This is a genomic window from Streptomyces sp. NPDC053474, from assembly GCF_044544845.1.
GTDB lineage: Bacteria > Actinomycetota > Actinomycetes > Streptomycetales > Streptomycetaceae > Streptomyces.
The window spans coordinates 589794-605112 of the sequence record NZ_JBITXV010000004.1; the positions used below are offsets into that span (position 1 = coordinate 589794).

The 15319-nt window shown below is 73.7% G+C and carries 18 protein-coding genes; 9 read left to right on the plus strand and 9 right to left on the minus strand.

Annotation, left to right across the window (positions count from 1 at the left end):
* Positions 1-3 precede the first annotated feature (3 nt).
* The gene (locus ACIG3E_RS12555) at positions 4-975 is read left to right on the plus strand and encodes a glycoside hydrolase family 6 protein (protein ID WP_399614670.1); all 972 of its coding nucleotides are present in this window, start codon (positions 4-6) and stop codon (positions 973-975) included.
* A gap of 28 nt (positions 976-1003) precedes the next feature.
* Here ACIG3E_RS12555 and ACIG3E_RS12560 read toward each other — a convergent pair whose 3' ends face one another.
* From ACIG3E_RS12560 to ACIG3E_RS12580, 5 genes are all read right to left on the minus strand, one after another.
* A complete protein-coding gene (locus tag ACIG3E_RS12560; protein ID WP_399614673.1) occupies positions 1004-1447 on the minus strand; it encodes a GNAT family N-acetyltransferase in 444 nt (147 codons plus the stop codon).
* Positions 1444-1854 (minus strand): RidA family protein, encoded by a 411-nt coding sequence (locus ACIG3E_RS12565; protein WP_399614675.1) that lies wholly within the window; start codon positions 1852-1854, stop codon positions 1444-1446. The genes ACIG3E_RS12560 and ACIG3E_RS12565 overlap by 4 nt, the downstream gene beginning before the upstream one ends.
* A gap of 84 nt (positions 1855-1938) precedes the next feature.
* The gene (locus ACIG3E_RS12570) at positions 1939-2949 is read right to left on the minus strand and encodes a TolB family protein (protein WP_399614678.1); all 1011 of its coding nucleotides are present in this window, start codon (positions 2947-2949) and stop codon (positions 1939-1941) included.
* Positions 2946-4226 carry an MFS transporter gene (locus ACIG3E_RS12575; protein ID WP_399614680.1) on the minus strand — a complete coding sequence of 427 codons (1281 nt, stop codon included), beginning with the start codon at positions 4224-4226 and terminating at the stop codon, positions 2946-2948. The genes ACIG3E_RS12570 and ACIG3E_RS12575 overlap by 4 nt, the downstream gene beginning before the upstream one ends.
* A gap of 22 nt (positions 4227-4248) precedes the next feature.
* Complete coding sequence (locus ACIG3E_RS12580; protein WP_399614682.1) at positions 4249-5226, minus strand: metallophosphoesterase family protein; 978 nt, start codon at positions 5224-5226, stop codon at positions 4249-4251.
* A 210-nt stretch (positions 5227-5436) separates the two neighbouring features.
* Between ACIG3E_RS12580 and ACIG3E_RS12585 the strand changes: the two genes are divergently transcribed.
* Entirely contained in the window at positions 5437-5853 is a 417-nt protein-coding gene (locus ACIG3E_RS12585; protein WP_399614684.1) for a hypothetical protein, read from the plus strand.
* Between the two features lie 48 nt (positions 5854-5901).
* On the opposite strand, the gene ACIG3E_RS12590 is transcribed toward ACIG3E_RS12585, so the two are convergent.
* Positions 5902-6378 (minus strand): DUF3574 domain-containing protein, encoded by a 477-nt coding sequence (locus ACIG3E_RS12590; protein ID WP_399614687.1) that lies wholly within the window; start codon positions 6376-6378, stop codon positions 5902-5904.
* 233 nt (positions 6379-6611) lie between these two features.
* Between ACIG3E_RS12590 and ACIG3E_RS12595 the strand changes: the two genes are divergently transcribed.
* On the plus strand, positions 6612-7634 hold the full coding sequence (locus ACIG3E_RS12595) for a phosphatidylinositol-specific phospholipase C domain-containing protein (protein ID WP_399614690.1): 1023 nt from the start codon (positions 6612-6614) through the stop codon (positions 7632-7634).
* Between the two features lie 27 nt (positions 7635-7661).
* Here ACIG3E_RS12595 and ACIG3E_RS12600 read toward each other — a convergent pair whose 3' ends face one another.
* Complete coding sequence (locus ACIG3E_RS12600; RefSeq protein ID WP_399614692.1) at positions 7662-8627, minus strand: endonuclease/exonuclease/phosphatase family protein; 966 nt, start codon at positions 8625-8627, stop codon at positions 7662-7664.
* Positions 8628-8757: 130 nt separating this feature from the next.
* On the opposite strand from ACIG3E_RS12600, the gene ACIG3E_RS12605 reads away from it, so the two are divergent.
* The 4 genes from ACIG3E_RS12605 (at position 8758) to ACIG3E_RS12620 (ending at position 12564) form a co-directional block, all read left to right on the plus strand.
* Positions 8758-10119: an amidohydrolase gene (locus ACIG3E_RS12605; protein ID WP_399614695.1), complete on the plus strand. Its 1362-nt coding sequence runs from the start codon at positions 8758-8760 to the stop codon at positions 10117-10119.
* A 46-nt stretch (positions 10120-10165) separates the two neighbouring features.
* A complete protein-coding gene (locus tag ACIG3E_RS12610; RefSeq protein WP_399614697.1) occupies positions 10166-11377 on the plus strand; it encodes a cytochrome P450 in 1212 nt (403 codons plus the stop codon).
* A gap of 135 nt (positions 11378-11512) precedes the next feature.
* Positions 11513-12214, plus strand: a complete 702-nt coding sequence (locus tag ACIG3E_RS12615) for a DUF899 domain-containing protein (RefSeq protein ID WP_399614700.1) — start codon at positions 11513-11515, stop codon at positions 12212-12214.
* A 137-nt stretch (positions 12215-12351) separates the two neighbouring features.
* On the plus strand, positions 12352-12564 hold the full coding sequence (locus tag ACIG3E_RS12620) for a hypothetical protein (RefSeq protein WP_399614851.1): 213 nt from the start codon (positions 12352-12354) through the stop codon (positions 12562-12564).
* Between the two features lie 73 nt (positions 12565-12637).
* On the opposite strand, the gene ACIG3E_RS12625 is transcribed toward ACIG3E_RS12620, so the two are convergent.
* Complete coding sequence (locus ACIG3E_RS12625; RefSeq protein WP_399614702.1) at positions 12638-13006, minus strand: hypothetical protein; 369 nt, start codon at positions 13004-13006, stop codon at positions 12638-12640.
* Between the two features lie 136 nt (positions 13007-13142).
* Positions 13143-13826, minus strand: coding sequence for an ATP-binding protein (locus ACIG3E_RS12630; protein WP_399614703.1), 684 nt, complete (start codon positions 13824-13826; stop codon positions 13143-13145).
* A gap of 207 nt (positions 13827-14033) precedes the next feature.
* Here ACIG3E_RS12630 and ACIG3E_RS12635 point away from each other — a divergent pair, with 207 nt between their 5' ends.
* The gene (locus ACIG3E_RS12635; protein WP_399614705.1) at positions 14034-14894 is read left to right on the plus strand and encodes a helix-turn-helix domain-containing protein; all 861 of its coding nucleotides are present in this window, start codon (positions 14034-14036) and stop codon (positions 14892-14894) included.
* A gap of 99 nt (positions 14895-14993) precedes the next feature.
* Positions 14994-15209, plus strand: coding sequence for a DUF397 domain-containing protein (locus ACIG3E_RS12640; RefSeq protein WP_399614855.1), 216 nt, complete (start codon positions 14994-14996; stop codon positions 15207-15209).
* Positions 15210-15319 lie beyond the last annotated feature (110 nt).

Genomic DNA, 15319 nt, shown 5'->3' on the forward strand with positions numbered 1-15319 from the left:
CGGATGCCGTCCCAGGCCATCGTCCGCAGTGTCCTCGCCGCCGTGCTCGGCCTGTGCGCACTGGCCGCCGTCCCGCCGCCCGACGCCGGGGCGCCGCGCGCCGACGTCTCCTTCTGGGTGAACCCGGACACCAGCGCCGCGCGGCAGGCCAGCGCGTGGCTGCGGCAGGGGCGGTTCTCCGACGCCTGGGCGATGTCCCGGATCGCGGTGCGGCCGCAGGCCGAGTGGCTGAGCAAGGACGGGCCCGAGCCGGTGGTGCGGTCGTTCGTGGAGCGGGCCGCCGCGGCGGGGCGCACCGCGGTGCTCGTCACGTACTTCATCCCGGACCGCGACTGCGGCGCCTACTCCGCCGGTGGCGCGCGCGACGCGGCCCACTACCGGGCGTGGATCGACCGCTTCGCGGCCGGGCTCGGGTCGCACGGCGCGTACGTGATCGTCGAACCCGACGCCGTGGCCCTCGCGGTGGCGGGCTGCGTGGGCGCCGACACCGACGAGCGGTACGGACTGCTCGCCTACGCGGTGGACCGGCTCAAGCGGCAGCCGGGCACCAAGGTGTACGTCGACGCGGGCAACGCCACCTGGATCCCGCAGGTGCGGCGGCTCGTCGCCCCGCTGCGGCGGGCGGGCGTGGACCGCGCCGACGGCTTCGCCCTGAACGTGTCCAACTTCCAGACCGACGCGGTCAGCGCGGAGTACGGGCACCGGCTCGCGCGGGCGCTCGGCGGCGACCCGCACTTCGTCATCGACTCCAGCCGCAACGGCAACGGCCCGTACGCGGGCGTCGAGCCGTGGTGCAACCCGCCGGGGCGCGCCCTCGGCACCGCCCCCACCACCCGCACCGGCGTCCCCGCCGTCGACGCCTATCTGTGGGTGAAGCGCCCCGGCGAGTCCGACGGGATCTGCCGGGGCGGGCCCGTGGCCGGGGGCTGGTGGCCGAGGTACGCGCTGGAACTCGCGCGGAACTCCCGCATCTGACGGCGCGGCGCGGCCCGGGCGCGCGGGGTCAGGGCCGCCAGTCGTAGCGCACGTCCGGCTCGCCCTCCTCGTTGTCACCGTCGGTCCACTGGGCGGCGGTGAAGCCGTGGCGTTCGTAGAACCTCCGGGCGGGCGCGTTGACCTGGAAGGTCCAGAGGGTCAGGCCGCCCGGGCTGCGCTCCTTGGCGAGGGCGACGAAGCGGTCGCCGATGCCCCGGCCGCGCCAGGCGGGGTCGAGGTAGAGCTGGCCGAGCTGCTCGCCGTCCAGGACCATCATCCCGACGACCGAGCCCGCCGCCTCGGCCACCCACGTGGTGCCGCGCGGTATCACCACGTGCCGGATGTACGCCCGCACCTCGTCGTCGGTGTGGGCGCGGCGCACGGTCGGCAGGGCGGTGTCGTACGAGCGCAGATAGACCTCCGCCACGGCGGCGCCGTCCTCGGCGGTGGCGGCCCGCAGGGTGGCGGTCACGCGTCGGGCACCACCGCGGTGGCGGTGATCTCCACGAGCTGGCCCGGATAGCCGAGGACGGTCACGCCGAGCAGCGTGGACGTGTGCGGCTCGGTGCTGAGCAGGCCCGAGGCGCGGACGACCTCCCAGGCCTCGGTCAGCACGCCGGGCTCGTGCCCGACGACGTACACGGTGCTCGCGACGACCTGCGACAGGTCGCTGCCGATGGCGCGCAGGGCCTCGTCGAGGTTGGCGACGACCTGCCGGGTCTGCGCGGCGACGTCGCCTTCGCCGATCAGGGCGCCCTCGGCGTCCAGGGGCACGGAGCCCGCCATGAAGGCGAGCCGCGTACCGGCTTCGACGACGACGGAGTGGGCGTATCCGGGGGGTGGGAAGAGGGACGGTACGACGGTGCGGTGTGGGGTCATGGGGGCATCGTGCGAGGTGCGCGGGGGCGCGCGCACCTCAATTTCCGCGGGACCGCGGCGCTTCGGGCTGTCGCGTACGCGGTCTCAGCGCACCGCCGCGGGGGAACTGCCGCCCGGGACGCGCAGTTCGGGGCGGCCCGAGCCGTCGGCGGGAACGGTCCAGATGTCCTGTTTGCGCCCCTCGCGGCCCGGCAGGGCGTAGGCCAGGGTGCCGTCGTCGAGCCACGCCGCCTGGTCGTCGACGGAGCGGCGCTCGGCGAGCGGGTGCTCGCGCAGGGTGCGCAGGTCCAGGACGTACAGGCGCCACGGGTCCGAGGTGCCCCCGCGCACCCGCTTCTTGAAGGCCAGGCGCGTGTTGTCGGGGGACAGCGACGGGCACTCGACGTTCTCGCGCAGCGCCTCGGCGGCCCATTTTCGCATGTCGCCGCGGACGAGGTACGTCTTGCCCTTCGTCGAGACGGTGGCGTAGAAGCGGTTGTCGTCGCGGGCGAACGTGACGCCCCAGTAGTTGACGTCGGGGGAGTGGTAGCGGCGGCCGTCGAGGGTGAGCGGGATCTCCTCCATGTTCTTGATCAGATAGCCGGTGCGGGTGTCCAGGATCGAGGTGCGCGTGGAGAAGGAGCCGCCCCCGCCCGAGTACGAGTCGCCGGTGGCGAACATGGTCCAGGACAGCATCCGCCCCGACGCCGAGACGCGCGCCCGGTTCGGGATGCCGGTCAGGGCGATGCGCCGCTTCTCGCGCAGCTCGCTGTCGAGGACGACGGCGTACGCCTTGGGCGGGATGCCCGGGCGGCGCAGGAGGCACAGGCCGGTGCCCCCGGCCGCGTAGAAGCGCTCGCACGTCGGCCCGCCGGTGGTGCGCGGGCCCCGGCCCGCGAGCGGGAGCCGGGCGACGCGGCCCGCTCCCGCCTGGGTCGAGCGGAAGTACAACTGGCCCTGGTCCAGGGCGAACTCGGAGGTGGTGACGGCGGGTTCGGCCTCGCGCGCGGCCCGTACGGTGTAGGTGACGGCGACGGTGGCGAGGACGGCGGCGGCCAGGGCGACGGCGAGGACGCGGGGCCGGGTGGACAGGGTCAGCGGGCGCGGGCGGGTCATGGTCGGGTCGTCCTCCGTCGGGGCGTGCCGTGGGGGTCGTCGGCGCGGGGCAGCAGCGCGGCCGCGCCCGCGATCGCCGCCGTGAGGGCGAGCGCCGCGCAGGTCAGCGCGGTGCCGATGCCCCACAGCGTCCACGCGGCGCCGAAGCCCGCGGCGGCGACGAGCCTGCTGAGCGCCTGGCCGGTCTGTACGACGGCCATGCCGCTGGCCCGCTGGTCCGGCTCCACGAAGGGGGTCACGAGCGCCATGAGCACGCCGTCGGTGGCGGCGTAGAACACGCCGAGGGCGAGCAGCACGCCCACGAGCAGCGGCCGTCCGCCGGTCGGCAGGAGCAGCAGGGCGTACGCGGCGAGGAGCGCGCCGTGGCCCGCGAGGAAGGGCCCGCGCCGCCCGAACCGGTCGGCGAGCCTTCCCACGGGCACGGCGAGCAGCAGATAGACGGCGGCGGTGCCGAGCGGGAGCAGCGGGAACCAGCTCTCCGCGAAGTCGAGCCGCCGCTGGAGCAGCAGGTACAGGAAGGCGTCGCCGACCGTCGCGGCCCCCAGCAGCGCGGCGGCGCCGCAGACCCGCCGGAAGCCCGAGTGGCGCAGGAGCGCGAGGGCGAGGCGCGGCGCCGAGGGGCCGCGCGCCCGGCGGGCGGCCGGGGGCGGCGCCTCCCGGCCGGGCACGAACGCGACGAGCAGCAGCACCCCGAAGAGCCCGCAGCAGAAGCTGACCATGAACACGGCGTCGTAGGCGTCCGCCGTGACCCACAGCAGCGCGAACGCCGCGAGCGGGCCGAGCAGCGCACCCGTGGTGTCCATCGCCCGGTGCACGCCGAAGGCGCGGCCGAGCTGGTCCGGCGGGCTGTGCAGGGAGATCAGCGCGTCGCGCGGGGCGGTGCGCACGCCCTTGCCGAGCCGGTCCGCCGCGATGGCGGCGCCGATCCCCGCGGTGGCCCCGCCCGCGAGCAGCAGGCCGAGCCGGGACAGGGCCGACAGGAGGTAGCCGGAGCCGGCGACGAGCTTGTGCCGCTCGCGCCGGTCGGCGACGTACCCGCCCACGAGGCGGACCACGGCGGTGACGCCGTTGTAGAGCCCGTCGAGGAAGCCGAACTGGAGCGGTGAGAGCCCCAGGCCCAGGACGAAGTACAGCGGCAGCACGGCCGCGACCATCTCCGAGGAGATGTCGGTGACGAGGCTGACGGCGCCGAGCGCGAGCACGGGGCCGGTGACGCGGCCGCGGGCGCGGCGGCCGTCCGCGGCCGTGGCGACCGCGTCGGTGGTGGCCAGATACATGGGCGTGGCACCAGGTCCGGCGTCAGTGGCAGGAGTAGGCGGGGCTGCTGTCCTTCGTGGACCCGTCCGTCGCGATGAGCTTCCACGAGAACCCGTCGTCGGCGAAGTCGATCTTCACCACGCCGTAGGTGTTGGTGATCCGCTTCTGGCTGTGCGGCTGCACCTCCTCGATCTTGTACGGGTTGGCGCCGCCGGTCCCGGCGATGACCTCGACGATCCCGTTCGAGGCGTCGGCGTCCCCGTCCGCGTCCTGCGGCGCGAACCGCTCGTAGTGGTGGTCGTGGCCGCCGAGCACCAGCTCCGTCTTCGCGCCCTGGAGGAGCTTCCAGACGGGCTTGCTGACCGGGTTGTTGCCGTGCTCGCCGGAGGAGAACAGCGGGTGGTGGAAGTAGGCCGCCACGCACTTCTTGCCGTTGGCGGCGAGGTCGCGCTTGAGCCAGTCGATCTGCGCCCGGTCGTCGAAGCTGTTGGAGTCCAGGGCGACGAAGTGCCAGTTGCCCTGGTCGAAGCTGTAGTAGCTCTTGCCGTCGGGGTAGGCGACGGATCCGAAGTAGGACTTGTAGCCCTTGAGCGCGCCCGCCGGGTCGTACGTCTCGTGGTTGCCCGGCACCGGCTTCGTCTTGTTCTTGAAGGCGCCCCAGGTGGTCGCGTAGTACTTCTGGAAGTCCTTCAGGCGGGCGTCGTCGTACTGGTTGTCGCCCATGGTCATCACGAAGCTCGGGTTGAGTTGCTGCACCAGGGCCGCGGTCTTCGGGTGCGCGCACTTGCTGTCGCTCTTGGTGCACTGCTCGGCGATGTCGCCCACGGCGACGGCGGAGAACGCGGCCCGCCCGACGCCCTCCTTCTCGGCCGCGTCGGCGGGCGAGAAGAGGAGCAGGCCGCCGGTGGTGGCGAGGGCGGTGGCGGCGGCCGCGGGCACGAGCCAACGGGCCCGTCCGGTGCGGCGGTCGGCGTTCCGGGTGGTGTCGTTCCGGTTTTCGGCATGGGGTGTCTGCGGCATGTCCGTCTCCTGGCGGGTGGGGGGTGTGGGAGGGGCCGTGCCAGGAATGGTGGCGACGTGGACATGAGCGCGTCAATATCGCGGCAGGGAATTGTTAGGAAACTTTCCTACTGAAGGTGGCGGCCTGGCGATGACCAACTCCCGTGCCCTCGGCTACCGTTGACGCTCAAGTCGAGGGGCACACCTCCGGACCGTCACGAAGGAGACCCGATGGACGCAGAGTTGGCCGCCCTCGCCGGGGCCGGGGCCACCGCGCTCGTGCAGGCGATGGTGGGGGACGGGTGGGCCGCCGCGCGGGGGCGGGTCGTGGCCTTCCTCGGGCGGCGGCGCGGAGCGGACGAGGACCAGGTGAGCGGCGCGCTCGACGAGACCCGCGACGACCTGCTGGCCGCGCGCGCCGCGGGCGACGCCGACGCCGAGGCCGACGCGCGGGCCGAGTGGCGCAACCGGATGCGCCGGGCCCTGCGCGCGGACCCGGGCGCGGCGGCGGAGCTGCGCCTGCTCCTCGACGACCTGGGCCACGGCGGCGACCACCGCGGCGGGGTCGTGCACAACACCATCAGCGGCGGCGTGCAGCGCGGGAACGTCATCCAGGCCCACACCGTGGGGGACGTGCACCTGGGGTAGGCGAGGGTGCCGGGCCCCCGGCACCAGGTCGGCCGAGGGCTCAGCGGTTCAGAAGTCGACCCGCGCCCGGTCGTCGAGGCGGCCCACCGAGTCCTGGGCGAACTTCTTCTCGTAGTCGGAGCGGATCTCCTCGATCAGCTTGTCGTTCTTCTTCGCGTCGGCCGTCGGGTACAGCAGGATCAGCTCGTAGCTGCGCTCGCGCTCGATCTTGCCGTTGCTGTCCTTCCACTGGCCGCGGCCCTGCTGGACGGTCAGGCCGTCGGGGAAGCCGGGCGTCACCTCGGTGTCGATGAACCTCATGAACTGCTTGTCCGTCACGGCCGGGCCGCCGTCGGGGCGTTCGGTGCCGAAGAACAGATGGGTCTCGACGAAGGGCTTGCCGCGCTCCGCCGCCGTCGGGGCGGCGGGCGTCCGCGCCGGGTCGCCGTCCAGGGCCGCGTACGCCGTCGGAGCGCCGATCGCGAGGACCGCGGCCGCCGCGGCCACGGCCAGGCGGGGGCCGGTGAGCGTGAGGGTGAGCGCCATGTGAGGGTGCCTTTCGTGGCAGGGCGGGGCCGGACGTGGCCGTCGGGCCCGATCTTCGACGGTCGACAAGATTAGGGGGCCGAAGGCGCCCGCGCGGCAGCGCCACGAGGTGTGGCCGTAAGTCGCCGTCTTCCGCCACGTCACATGAATCCCGTACGTTTCCCCGGACTTGACCGGTGCGGTGGAAGGGGACAGCGGTGCGCGTGGTGGCGGTGCGGAAGGCGATACGCGGGATGGTGACGGGGAGCGTCCTCGTCGCGGCCTCGCTCGCGGGGACGGCGGTGGCCACGGAGCCCGCGGCCACCGGGAGCGACACCTCGTACGGCGCCACCACCGGCGTCGGCGTCCACAACGCGTACGAGAAGGCGAAGTACCCCTACTTCGCCGACGCGCTCGACTCCGGCGCCGCCATGCTCGAACTCGACGTGTGGACGAACGTCTTCGGCGGCGGCTGGCGCGTCTCGCACAGCAACCCGATCGGCAACGACAACAACTGCGAGAACGCCCAGCGCCCGGAGGAACTGCGCACCAAGGCGCGCGACCAGCGCCTCGACGGCTGCCTCGCCGACCTGAAGGCCTGGCACGACGCGCACCCCGGACACCGGCCCGTGCTCCTCAAGGTCGAGCTGAAGGACGGCTTCCAGGCGCGGGGCGGCCGCGGGCCCGCCGACCTCGACGCCCTCCTCACGGCGAAGCTCGGCGGCGCCCTGTACCGGCCCGGCGACCTCGCGACCGGCGGGGCCACGCTCGACGAGGCCGTCCGCGCCAAGGGCTGGCCCGGCAGGGCCGCGCTCGCCGGGAAGTTCGTCGTCGAGCTGATCCCCGGCACCGTCGAGCAGAACAACCCCGTCGACACCCTGTGGACCGACCGCGAGTACGCGACGCATCTGCGCGACTTGGCCGCCGCGGGCAGGCTCGGCGACGCCGCCGCCTTCCCCGCCGTGCTCGGCGCCGCGCCCGGCGACCCGCGCACGCGGTACGCGGACGCCTCGATCCGGCCGTGGTTCGTGCTCTTCGACGGCGACGCCTCGGTCTACGCGGGCGGCTCCGTCGACACCAAGTGGTACGCCGACCGGGGCTATCTGCTCGTCATGACCGACGCCCACAAGGTGGCGCCCGCCATCGACGGCACCCGGCCCACCGAGGCCCAGGCCCGCGACCGGGCCGCGCTGCTCGCGGGGCGGCACGCCAGCGTCGTATCGGCGGACTGGTATCCGCTGCCGCAGGTCCTGTCGACGGTGCTGCCGCGCGGCTAGGGCCTGTCGGGGGCCCGGCGGCGCGCGTTACGGCCGGAACCGCACCCACACCGGCGCGTGGTCCGAGCCCGCCGCGCCCTTCCGGTCGCCGGGGTCCGCCCCCACCGACGGCAGTTCGAGGACGCCGGACGCGTCGGGAAGGCCCGTGCCCGCGCCGCCGTCGGTGGTGACGCGGCGCAGCAGGCGGTGGCTCAGGAGCACGTGGTCGATCAGCTCGCGGCGGCCGGAGGTGACGCGCGAGTAGCGGCGCTCGGGCGGGATCAGCGGCGCCACGTTCCACAGCCGCGCCGCATCGCCCCGGTCCGGCGTCGCGTGGCCCGGCGTGCCCAGCTCGGAGCCGGGCGGGCCGAGCAGGAGCTGCGTCGTCGCGGCGGCCACCTCGTCGTTGAGGTCGCCGAGCACCACGACGTCCCGGGTCCGGCCGTCGCCCGCGAGGAGCCGGTCGGCGAGCGCCCGCAGCGTCGTCGCCTCCGCCGTGCGGCGGTACAGCGCGTAGGCGCCGACGCGCGCCCGCTCGCCCTCGTCCCGGGGCTGGAACCGCCCGCCGGGGTAGGAGAGGAGCTTCGACTTGAGGTGGCACACGGCCGCGTCCACGGCGATGGCCCGGCTCACGATCCGCACCGCGAACAGGCCGCGCCCCGCCGCCGCGACCCGCGCCCCGGCGTCGTCCTTCTGCACGGGCAGCAGCCGCGCCGGGAACGCCGCCTCGTCGGCGAGCACCTGCGGCTCCAGGCGGCTGAGGAACCCCACCCGGATGCCCCGGTCGTCCGCGTGCCGCGACACGGCCGTGTGCCAGGTGCCGTCGAGCAGCCCGGCCAGGTCCTCCAGGGCCGCCGGGTCGCCGACCTCCTGCACCCCGAGCAGGCTCGGGTCGAGGGCGCGGACCGTCGCCGCGAGCGCGGACAGCTTCGCCTCGTACGCCGCCTCGTCCTTGGGGCCGAACGGCGTGCCGGGGCGGTAGAGGTTCTCCAGGTTCCAGGTGCCGAGGAGCATGACGGGCTCCCTCCGCGGTTCGGGCGGCGATCGGTTCCCGCCAAGCGGTCGCTTCACGCCAGCGTGGTCCCGGAATTCCCGCGTCGGCAGAGTCCCCGCGCGGATGCGTGGGCGAACGTACCGTGAACGCATGACAGCGCCTGTCGCACCCGGCCCCGCCGACCTCGTCATCAGCGGCTGCGCCGCCCTCGTCCACGACGCCGCCGGGCAGGTCGGCTTCGCCGAGGACGCCGCGATCGTCGTACGCGACGGAGCGATCGCCGAGGTGACCACCGCGGCCGCCGCCCGGGACCTGGCCGCCGCCGAACGCCTCGACGCGCGCGGCCAGGCCGCCCTGCCCGGCCTGATCAACTGCCATACGCACGCCCCGATGGTGGCCCTGCGCGGCATCGCCGAGGACGTGCCGGTGGAGGAGTGGTTCAACGACCACGTGTGGCCCATCGAGGCCAACCTCCAGGCGCGGGACGTGGAGCTGGGCGCGCGGCTCGCCTGCGCCGAGCTGATCCGCGGCGGCGTCACCACCTTCGCCGACCACTACTTCGCCATGGACACCGTCGCCGACGTCGTCGCCGAGTCCGGCCTGCGCGCCCTGCTCGGCCAGGCGTACTTCTCCTCGCAGGGGCCCGGAGGGCGGGAGGCGTCCCTGGACTTCGCGCTCCGCAGGGCGGGCGACGCCGACGGCCGCGTCACCACCTGCCTCGCCCCGCACGCCCCGTACACCGTCGACGACGCCGACCTCGCCGCGACCGCGGGACTCGCGCGGGACCACGGTCTCCTGGTGCACCTGCACGCCGCCGAGAGCCGCGCCCAGACCGAGCACAGCGTCGCCCGGCACGGCTGCACGCCCATCGAGGTGCTGCGCCGCGCGGGCCTGCTCGACGTCGACGTCCTCATCGCCCACGGCACCGGCATCCTGGAGTCCGACGCCGCCGCCCTGCGCGCCGCCACCGGCCGGGTCGCCGTCGCCAGCGCGCCGCGCGGCTATCTGAAGTTCGCCTGGGACCCCACGCCCGTACGGCTGCTCGCGGACCTCGGCATTCCGGTGGGGCTCGCCACCGACGGCGCGGCCTCCAACAACTCCCTGGACGTGTGGGAGTCCATGGCGCTCACCGCGCTCGTCCAGAAGTCCGCCACCGGCGACCCCCGCTGGCTGACCTCCCGTCAGGCCCTGCACCACGCCACGCTGCAGAGCGCGCGGGCCGTCGGCCTCGGCGAGTCGATCGGCAGCCTCGCCCCGGGCCGCCGGGCCGACATCGTCCTCGTCGACCTCACCGGGCCGCACACCCAGCCCGTGCACGACCTCGCCGCGACCCTGGTGCACAGCGCCCGCAGCGGCGACGTCCGTACGACGATCGTCGACGGGCGCGTCCTCATGCGCGACCGGGAGCTGCTGACCGTCGACGTCCCGGCGGTGACGCGGGAGTTGGCGCGGCGGCTGCCCGCACTCGTCGCCCGCGGCCACGGCAGGCGGATCCAGGAGTACGACGCCTGACGGCCCGCCCGGCACCCGCGGGACGGCACTCCTTAGGCTGAACCCCATGGCGACCCCCGCGACCCCCGCGACTCCCGAAGTGCTCGACGGCCTCATCGACGACCCGTACGCCACGTACGCCCTGCTGCGCGAGAGCGCGCCCGTGCGCCGCGTCACCGGCACCGACGGCAACGCGGCCTGGCTCGTCACCCGCTACGCCGACGTCCGCGAGGCCCTCGCCGACCCGCGCCTGTCCCTGGACAAGGCGCACGCCCTGCCCGGCAACTACCGGGGCTTCTCGCTGCCGCCCGCCCTGGACGCCAACCTCCTCAACATGGACCCGCCGGACCACACCCGGGTCCGGCGCCTGGTCGCCAAGGCGTTCACGCCCGGCCGGACGGAACGGCTGCGCGAGCCGGTGCGGCGGGCCGCCGACGAACTCCTCGACGCCCTGGCGGAGGCGGGCGGCGGCGACCTAGTGGCCGCGTACGCCGCCCCGCTGCCCATCGCCGTCATCTGCGACCTCCTCGGCGTCCCCGCCACCCGCAGGCCCGACTTCCGCACCTGGACCGACGCGCTCGTCGCCCCCGACCCGGCGCGGCCCCACCTCGCCAAGGAGGCGGTCGCGGGGCTGCTCGGCTACTTCACCGGGCTCATCGCTCAGAAGCGCGCACGGCCCGGCGACGACCTGCTGTCCGACCTGATCGCCGTGCGGGACGACGACGGCGGCGACGGCGGACGCCTCAGCGAGGACGAGCTGATGTCGCTCGCCTTCCTGATCCTGTTCGCCGGGTACGAGAACGTGGTGCAGCTCATCGGCACCGCCGTCCTCGGCCTGCTCAGCCACCCCGAGCAGCTCGCCGCGGTGCGCGCTGACCCGGGCCTGCTGCCCGGCGCCGTCGAGGAGTTCCTGCGCCACGAGGGCCCGGTCCTTCTCGCCATCCGCCGCTTCCCCCTGGAGGACGTCACGATCGGCGGCGTCCGCGTGCCCAAGGGGGAGACCGTGCTGGTCTCGACCGGCTCCGCGGGCCGTGACCCCGAGCGGTTCGCCGACCCCGACCGGCTCGACGTCACGCGCGACGCGAGCGGCCACCTCGCGCTCGGCCACGGCATCCACTACTGCCTGGGCGCGCCGCTCGCCCGCATGGAGACGGCCACGGCGCTCGCCGCGCTCATCGAGCGCTTCCCGGACCTGGCGCTCGCCGTGCCCGTGGAGGAGCTGCGGTGGCGCCCCTCGATGCGGGCCCGTGGCCTGCTCGAACTCCCGGTCGTGTGCTGACGGGCGAGCGGTCGTGTGCTGACGGGCGAGAAAGTTCCAGAAATCCCGGCCGCGACCGATGAGTTCCGCCGCGGCCCCCGGTCCACCCTCCTGAGAACGCCCGAGAACCGTGGATCGCGACCGGAGGAAAGCGCCATGGGACTTCCGCACATCGTCACGCGCGCGGAGTGGCAGGCCGCGCGCGAGGAGCTGCTCGCCAAGGAGAAGGCCGCGACGCGCGCCCGCGACGCGCTGAACGCCGAGCGGCGCGAGCTCCCGATGGTGGAGATCGACAAGGAGTACGTGTTCGACGGCGCCGACGGCAAGGCGACGCTGCTCGACCTGTTCGCCGGACGCGCCCAGCTCATCGTCTACCACTTCATGTTCGCCCCCGAGTGGGACGCGGGCTGCCCCAGCTGCTCGGCCTTCCTCGACCAGATCGGGCACCTCGCCCATCTGCACGCCCGGGGCACCACGTTCGTCGCGGCATCGCGCGCCCCCTTCACCCGCATCCTGCCGTTCAAGGCCCGCATGGGCTGGGTGGTGCCCTGGTACTCCACGTGCGGGCCGGAGTTCAACCGCGACTTCGCCGCGTCGTACCCGGATCCGGCCGGGCGCCTCCTGGACCGCCCGGGCATCAGCTGCTTCCTGCGGGACGGCGACCGCGTCTTCCACACGTACGCGACGTTCGACCGCGGCCTCGACGGCCTCGGCTCCACGACGAGCCTGCTCGACCTCACCGCGCTCGGCCGCCAGGAGGAGTGGGAGGAGCCCAAGGGCCGCGCCTCGGAGCTCGGCGCGCCCGCGGGGAGCGCCCGGGTGCGGTACCACGACGAGTACGACGAATACGCCTACTGAGCCTGGACGGCGGGGGCCCGAATGCCCCAACTCGGTGTCAGATCGGTCACGTTGCGAGTCCTCGCGGGCGCTCCGTGCGTTGTTATCGGTGCGGAGCCAATCGCTCTGCACCGAGCACACGGGGGAACACGGACATGATGAACGAACGAGTGGTGCTGCAGCGCTTTCCCGCGGGCGGACCGCGTGGATCGTGGCCCGCGGAGGAGTTCGCGCACGCGCGGCGCAGCGAGGGTCAGTGCGCGGAGGTCGTGATGGACCTGGCGACCGACGCCTTCCTGGTGATCGTGCGGGAGGGGCTGGAGCGGGACGCCGACGCGTGCCGCCCCCGGGGCGAACACGCCGCCGCCTGAGTGGACTCCGGGCCGGGGCCAGCTGCTCCCGGCCCGGCGCTGAAGGGGGCCGGGCCCCGCGCGCGTCCGGGCCCTAGGCCCGGACCGGTCCGGCCCACGCGGGGGCGGCCCCGGACATCCGGCACAGGGCCAGATACAGCGGAATGGGCGGCGTATAGGGGACCGGCGCCTCCGGGCGGTGGACGAGGACCGGCTCACGCGCCGTGTCGGGCAGCAGCGCGCCCGGCGAGTAGAACGCCGACGGCGGCCACTGAAGGGCCACGTCGGAGTCGGCGGGCACGATCCACCACCAGCGCGGTCCGTCCTCGTACACGCATCCTGCCCGGGGCAGCCGGTCGAGGAGCCGCGGACCGAACTCCGCGGGCATCGCCACCGCGTCGCAGCCGAGGGGCTGCCCCATTCCGGCGGGGACGGCGAGCCGTGCCACTGGCTGCACACTCACGGCTCGCCGTCCGACCGCCCGCTCCCGCTCGCGCGAGAGCCGTACCAAGGTGTCAAGGCCGAACAGTCGTGACGTCCCCGCGCTCACATATCCCCCGACCGCATCGCTGTCGCACTCGCATCTCCGTCACGGCGGCCTAAAGGCCGCCGGTGGCGCTCTGGTCCATCCGGTGGCGGGTGTCGCCGGTCAGGCCCCTGCCGTGGCCTTCCGTGACGACATCGCCGTGGTCGTCGAAGTTGTCCAAATCCAGTCCCATGCCGCCGAACGCGGCGGCGCCGAAGGCCGGTCCCGCCCGGTCGCGGCCGTCGACCTCGTCCCCGAGGCCGCCGAACGCGCTCCCGCCGGGCGGGCAACCGGTCGTCGGTAGCTCCGCCCACACCGAAAGGCCGGTACCGGAGTCCTGGACACCCCATGCGTTGCTCACGGCGCTCACGAGAAGCAACCCCCTCCCGTGCTCCTCGTCAGGCCCGCGCAGGCCGGTCGGGCGTGGAACCCCCGAACCACAGCCCTCGTCGCGGATGGCGATCCGCACGGTGTCGGCTTCCGTGCGGATCTCGCAGACGACGGTCCGGCTAGCGGTGTGCACGATGGCGTTGGTGACCAGCTCCGATACGACGAGCGCCGCGGTGTCGCAGGCGTCGTCGCCGACCGCGAGGGAACTGAGCCGGTCACGCGTCAACCGCCTGGCGCGGCCGACGGAACTCGGCAGCGCGGCCAGGGTGAAGGTGACGCAGGGCTCGGCGGCCGCCGCCCGGTCCTCGGCGCGGACGCCAAGTCGGTGATCGGTGGCTTCAGTTCCTAACGATGCGGGCGGAGTCACGCTCTCCACTATCGCCCCGGCGCGAACACCTTGGCAAGGGCCACTCTGAAAAGTGCACAGTGACATGTTCCTTTGAGACGCCGCATGGCACACTTCTCGCAACGCCTCACCTAGTGGCGTGAGTTGGTGCGATGAGTGACTACGCAGAGTAACGTGAAGTGGCAAGATCCGATACAGAGAGTGACGCGTAGTGGGTGGAGGTAGGACGTGAGCGAACCGCGGTCGGCGCCGACCGTCGGACAGGTCGTTCTCGGTCGTCGCCTGCAGGACCTGCGTGAGCGTGCGGGGCTCAAGCGTGACGAGGCCGCACGGATCCTGCGTGTGGCCCCGGCCACGGTGCGCCGCATGGAGACCGCCGAGGTCGCGCTGAAGATTCCGTATCTGCAACTGCTCCTCAAGGCGTACGGCGTCGCGGACGAAGAGGCCGAGTCGTTCATCGCCCTCGCCGAGGAAGCCAACAAGCCGGGCTGGTGGCAGCGCTTCCACGACATCCTGCCGGGCTGGTTCAGCATGTACGTCAGCCTGGAGGGCGCCGCGAGCCTCATCAGGTCGTACGAACCGCACTTCATGCCCGGTCTGCTGCAGACCGAGGACTACGCGCGCGGCGTCCTGCTCTCCGGAGCCATCGGCCAGACCCGGCCCGAGGACATCGAGCGCTACGTCGCCCTGCGCATGGAGCGCCAGACGCTGCTGAGCCGCGAGGACGCGCCGCGCCTGTGGGTCGTGATGGACGAGACGGCCCTGCGCCGCCCCGTCGGCGGGCCCGACATCATGCGTGCGCAGATCGACCGGTTGCTTGAGGCCACCGAAATGCCTCGGGTGACGTTGCAGGTCGCGCCGTTCGCGGCGGGCCCGCACCCGGGCACGTTCGGACCGTTCGTGCTCTTCCGCTTCGCCATGGCGGAGCTGCCGGACATGGTCTACAGCGAGTACCTCACCGGTGCCGTCTATCTGGACGCGCGTGCCGAGGTGGCGACGCATCTGGAGGTCATGGACCGCATGGCGGCCCAGGCCGCGACCGCACAACGCACGAAGGAGATCCTCCGGGATGTCCGCAAGGAGCTGTGAATGGACCGAGATCGACACCGAGCGGGCACGGGCCCCTCGTCACGGCCCGACACCCGCGCCGATTCCCGGCCCCCCGGGTCCTCCCGGATCTACAACGGCATGCCCGCCCGCGAGCTCGGCAACGAGGGCTGGCACAAGCCGTGGAGCGGCGGCAACGGCGGCAACTGCCTGGAAGCCATGAAGCTGGACGACGGGCGCGTCGCCGTGCGCCAGTCATCCGACCCGGACGGCCCCGCGCTCATCTACACGGACGGCGAGATCAGGGCGTTCATACAGGGAGCGAAGGCCGGGGAGGCCGACTTCCTCCTGTCGTGACGCGCGTAGCGACTACAGGCCGCCACGCGCGCGGAATCTGGCGCGATTCGTACGTTGCCGAACTGGCGAGGGAGCCGTAGTTGACCGGGACCGGAACGGGCAGCCGGGGG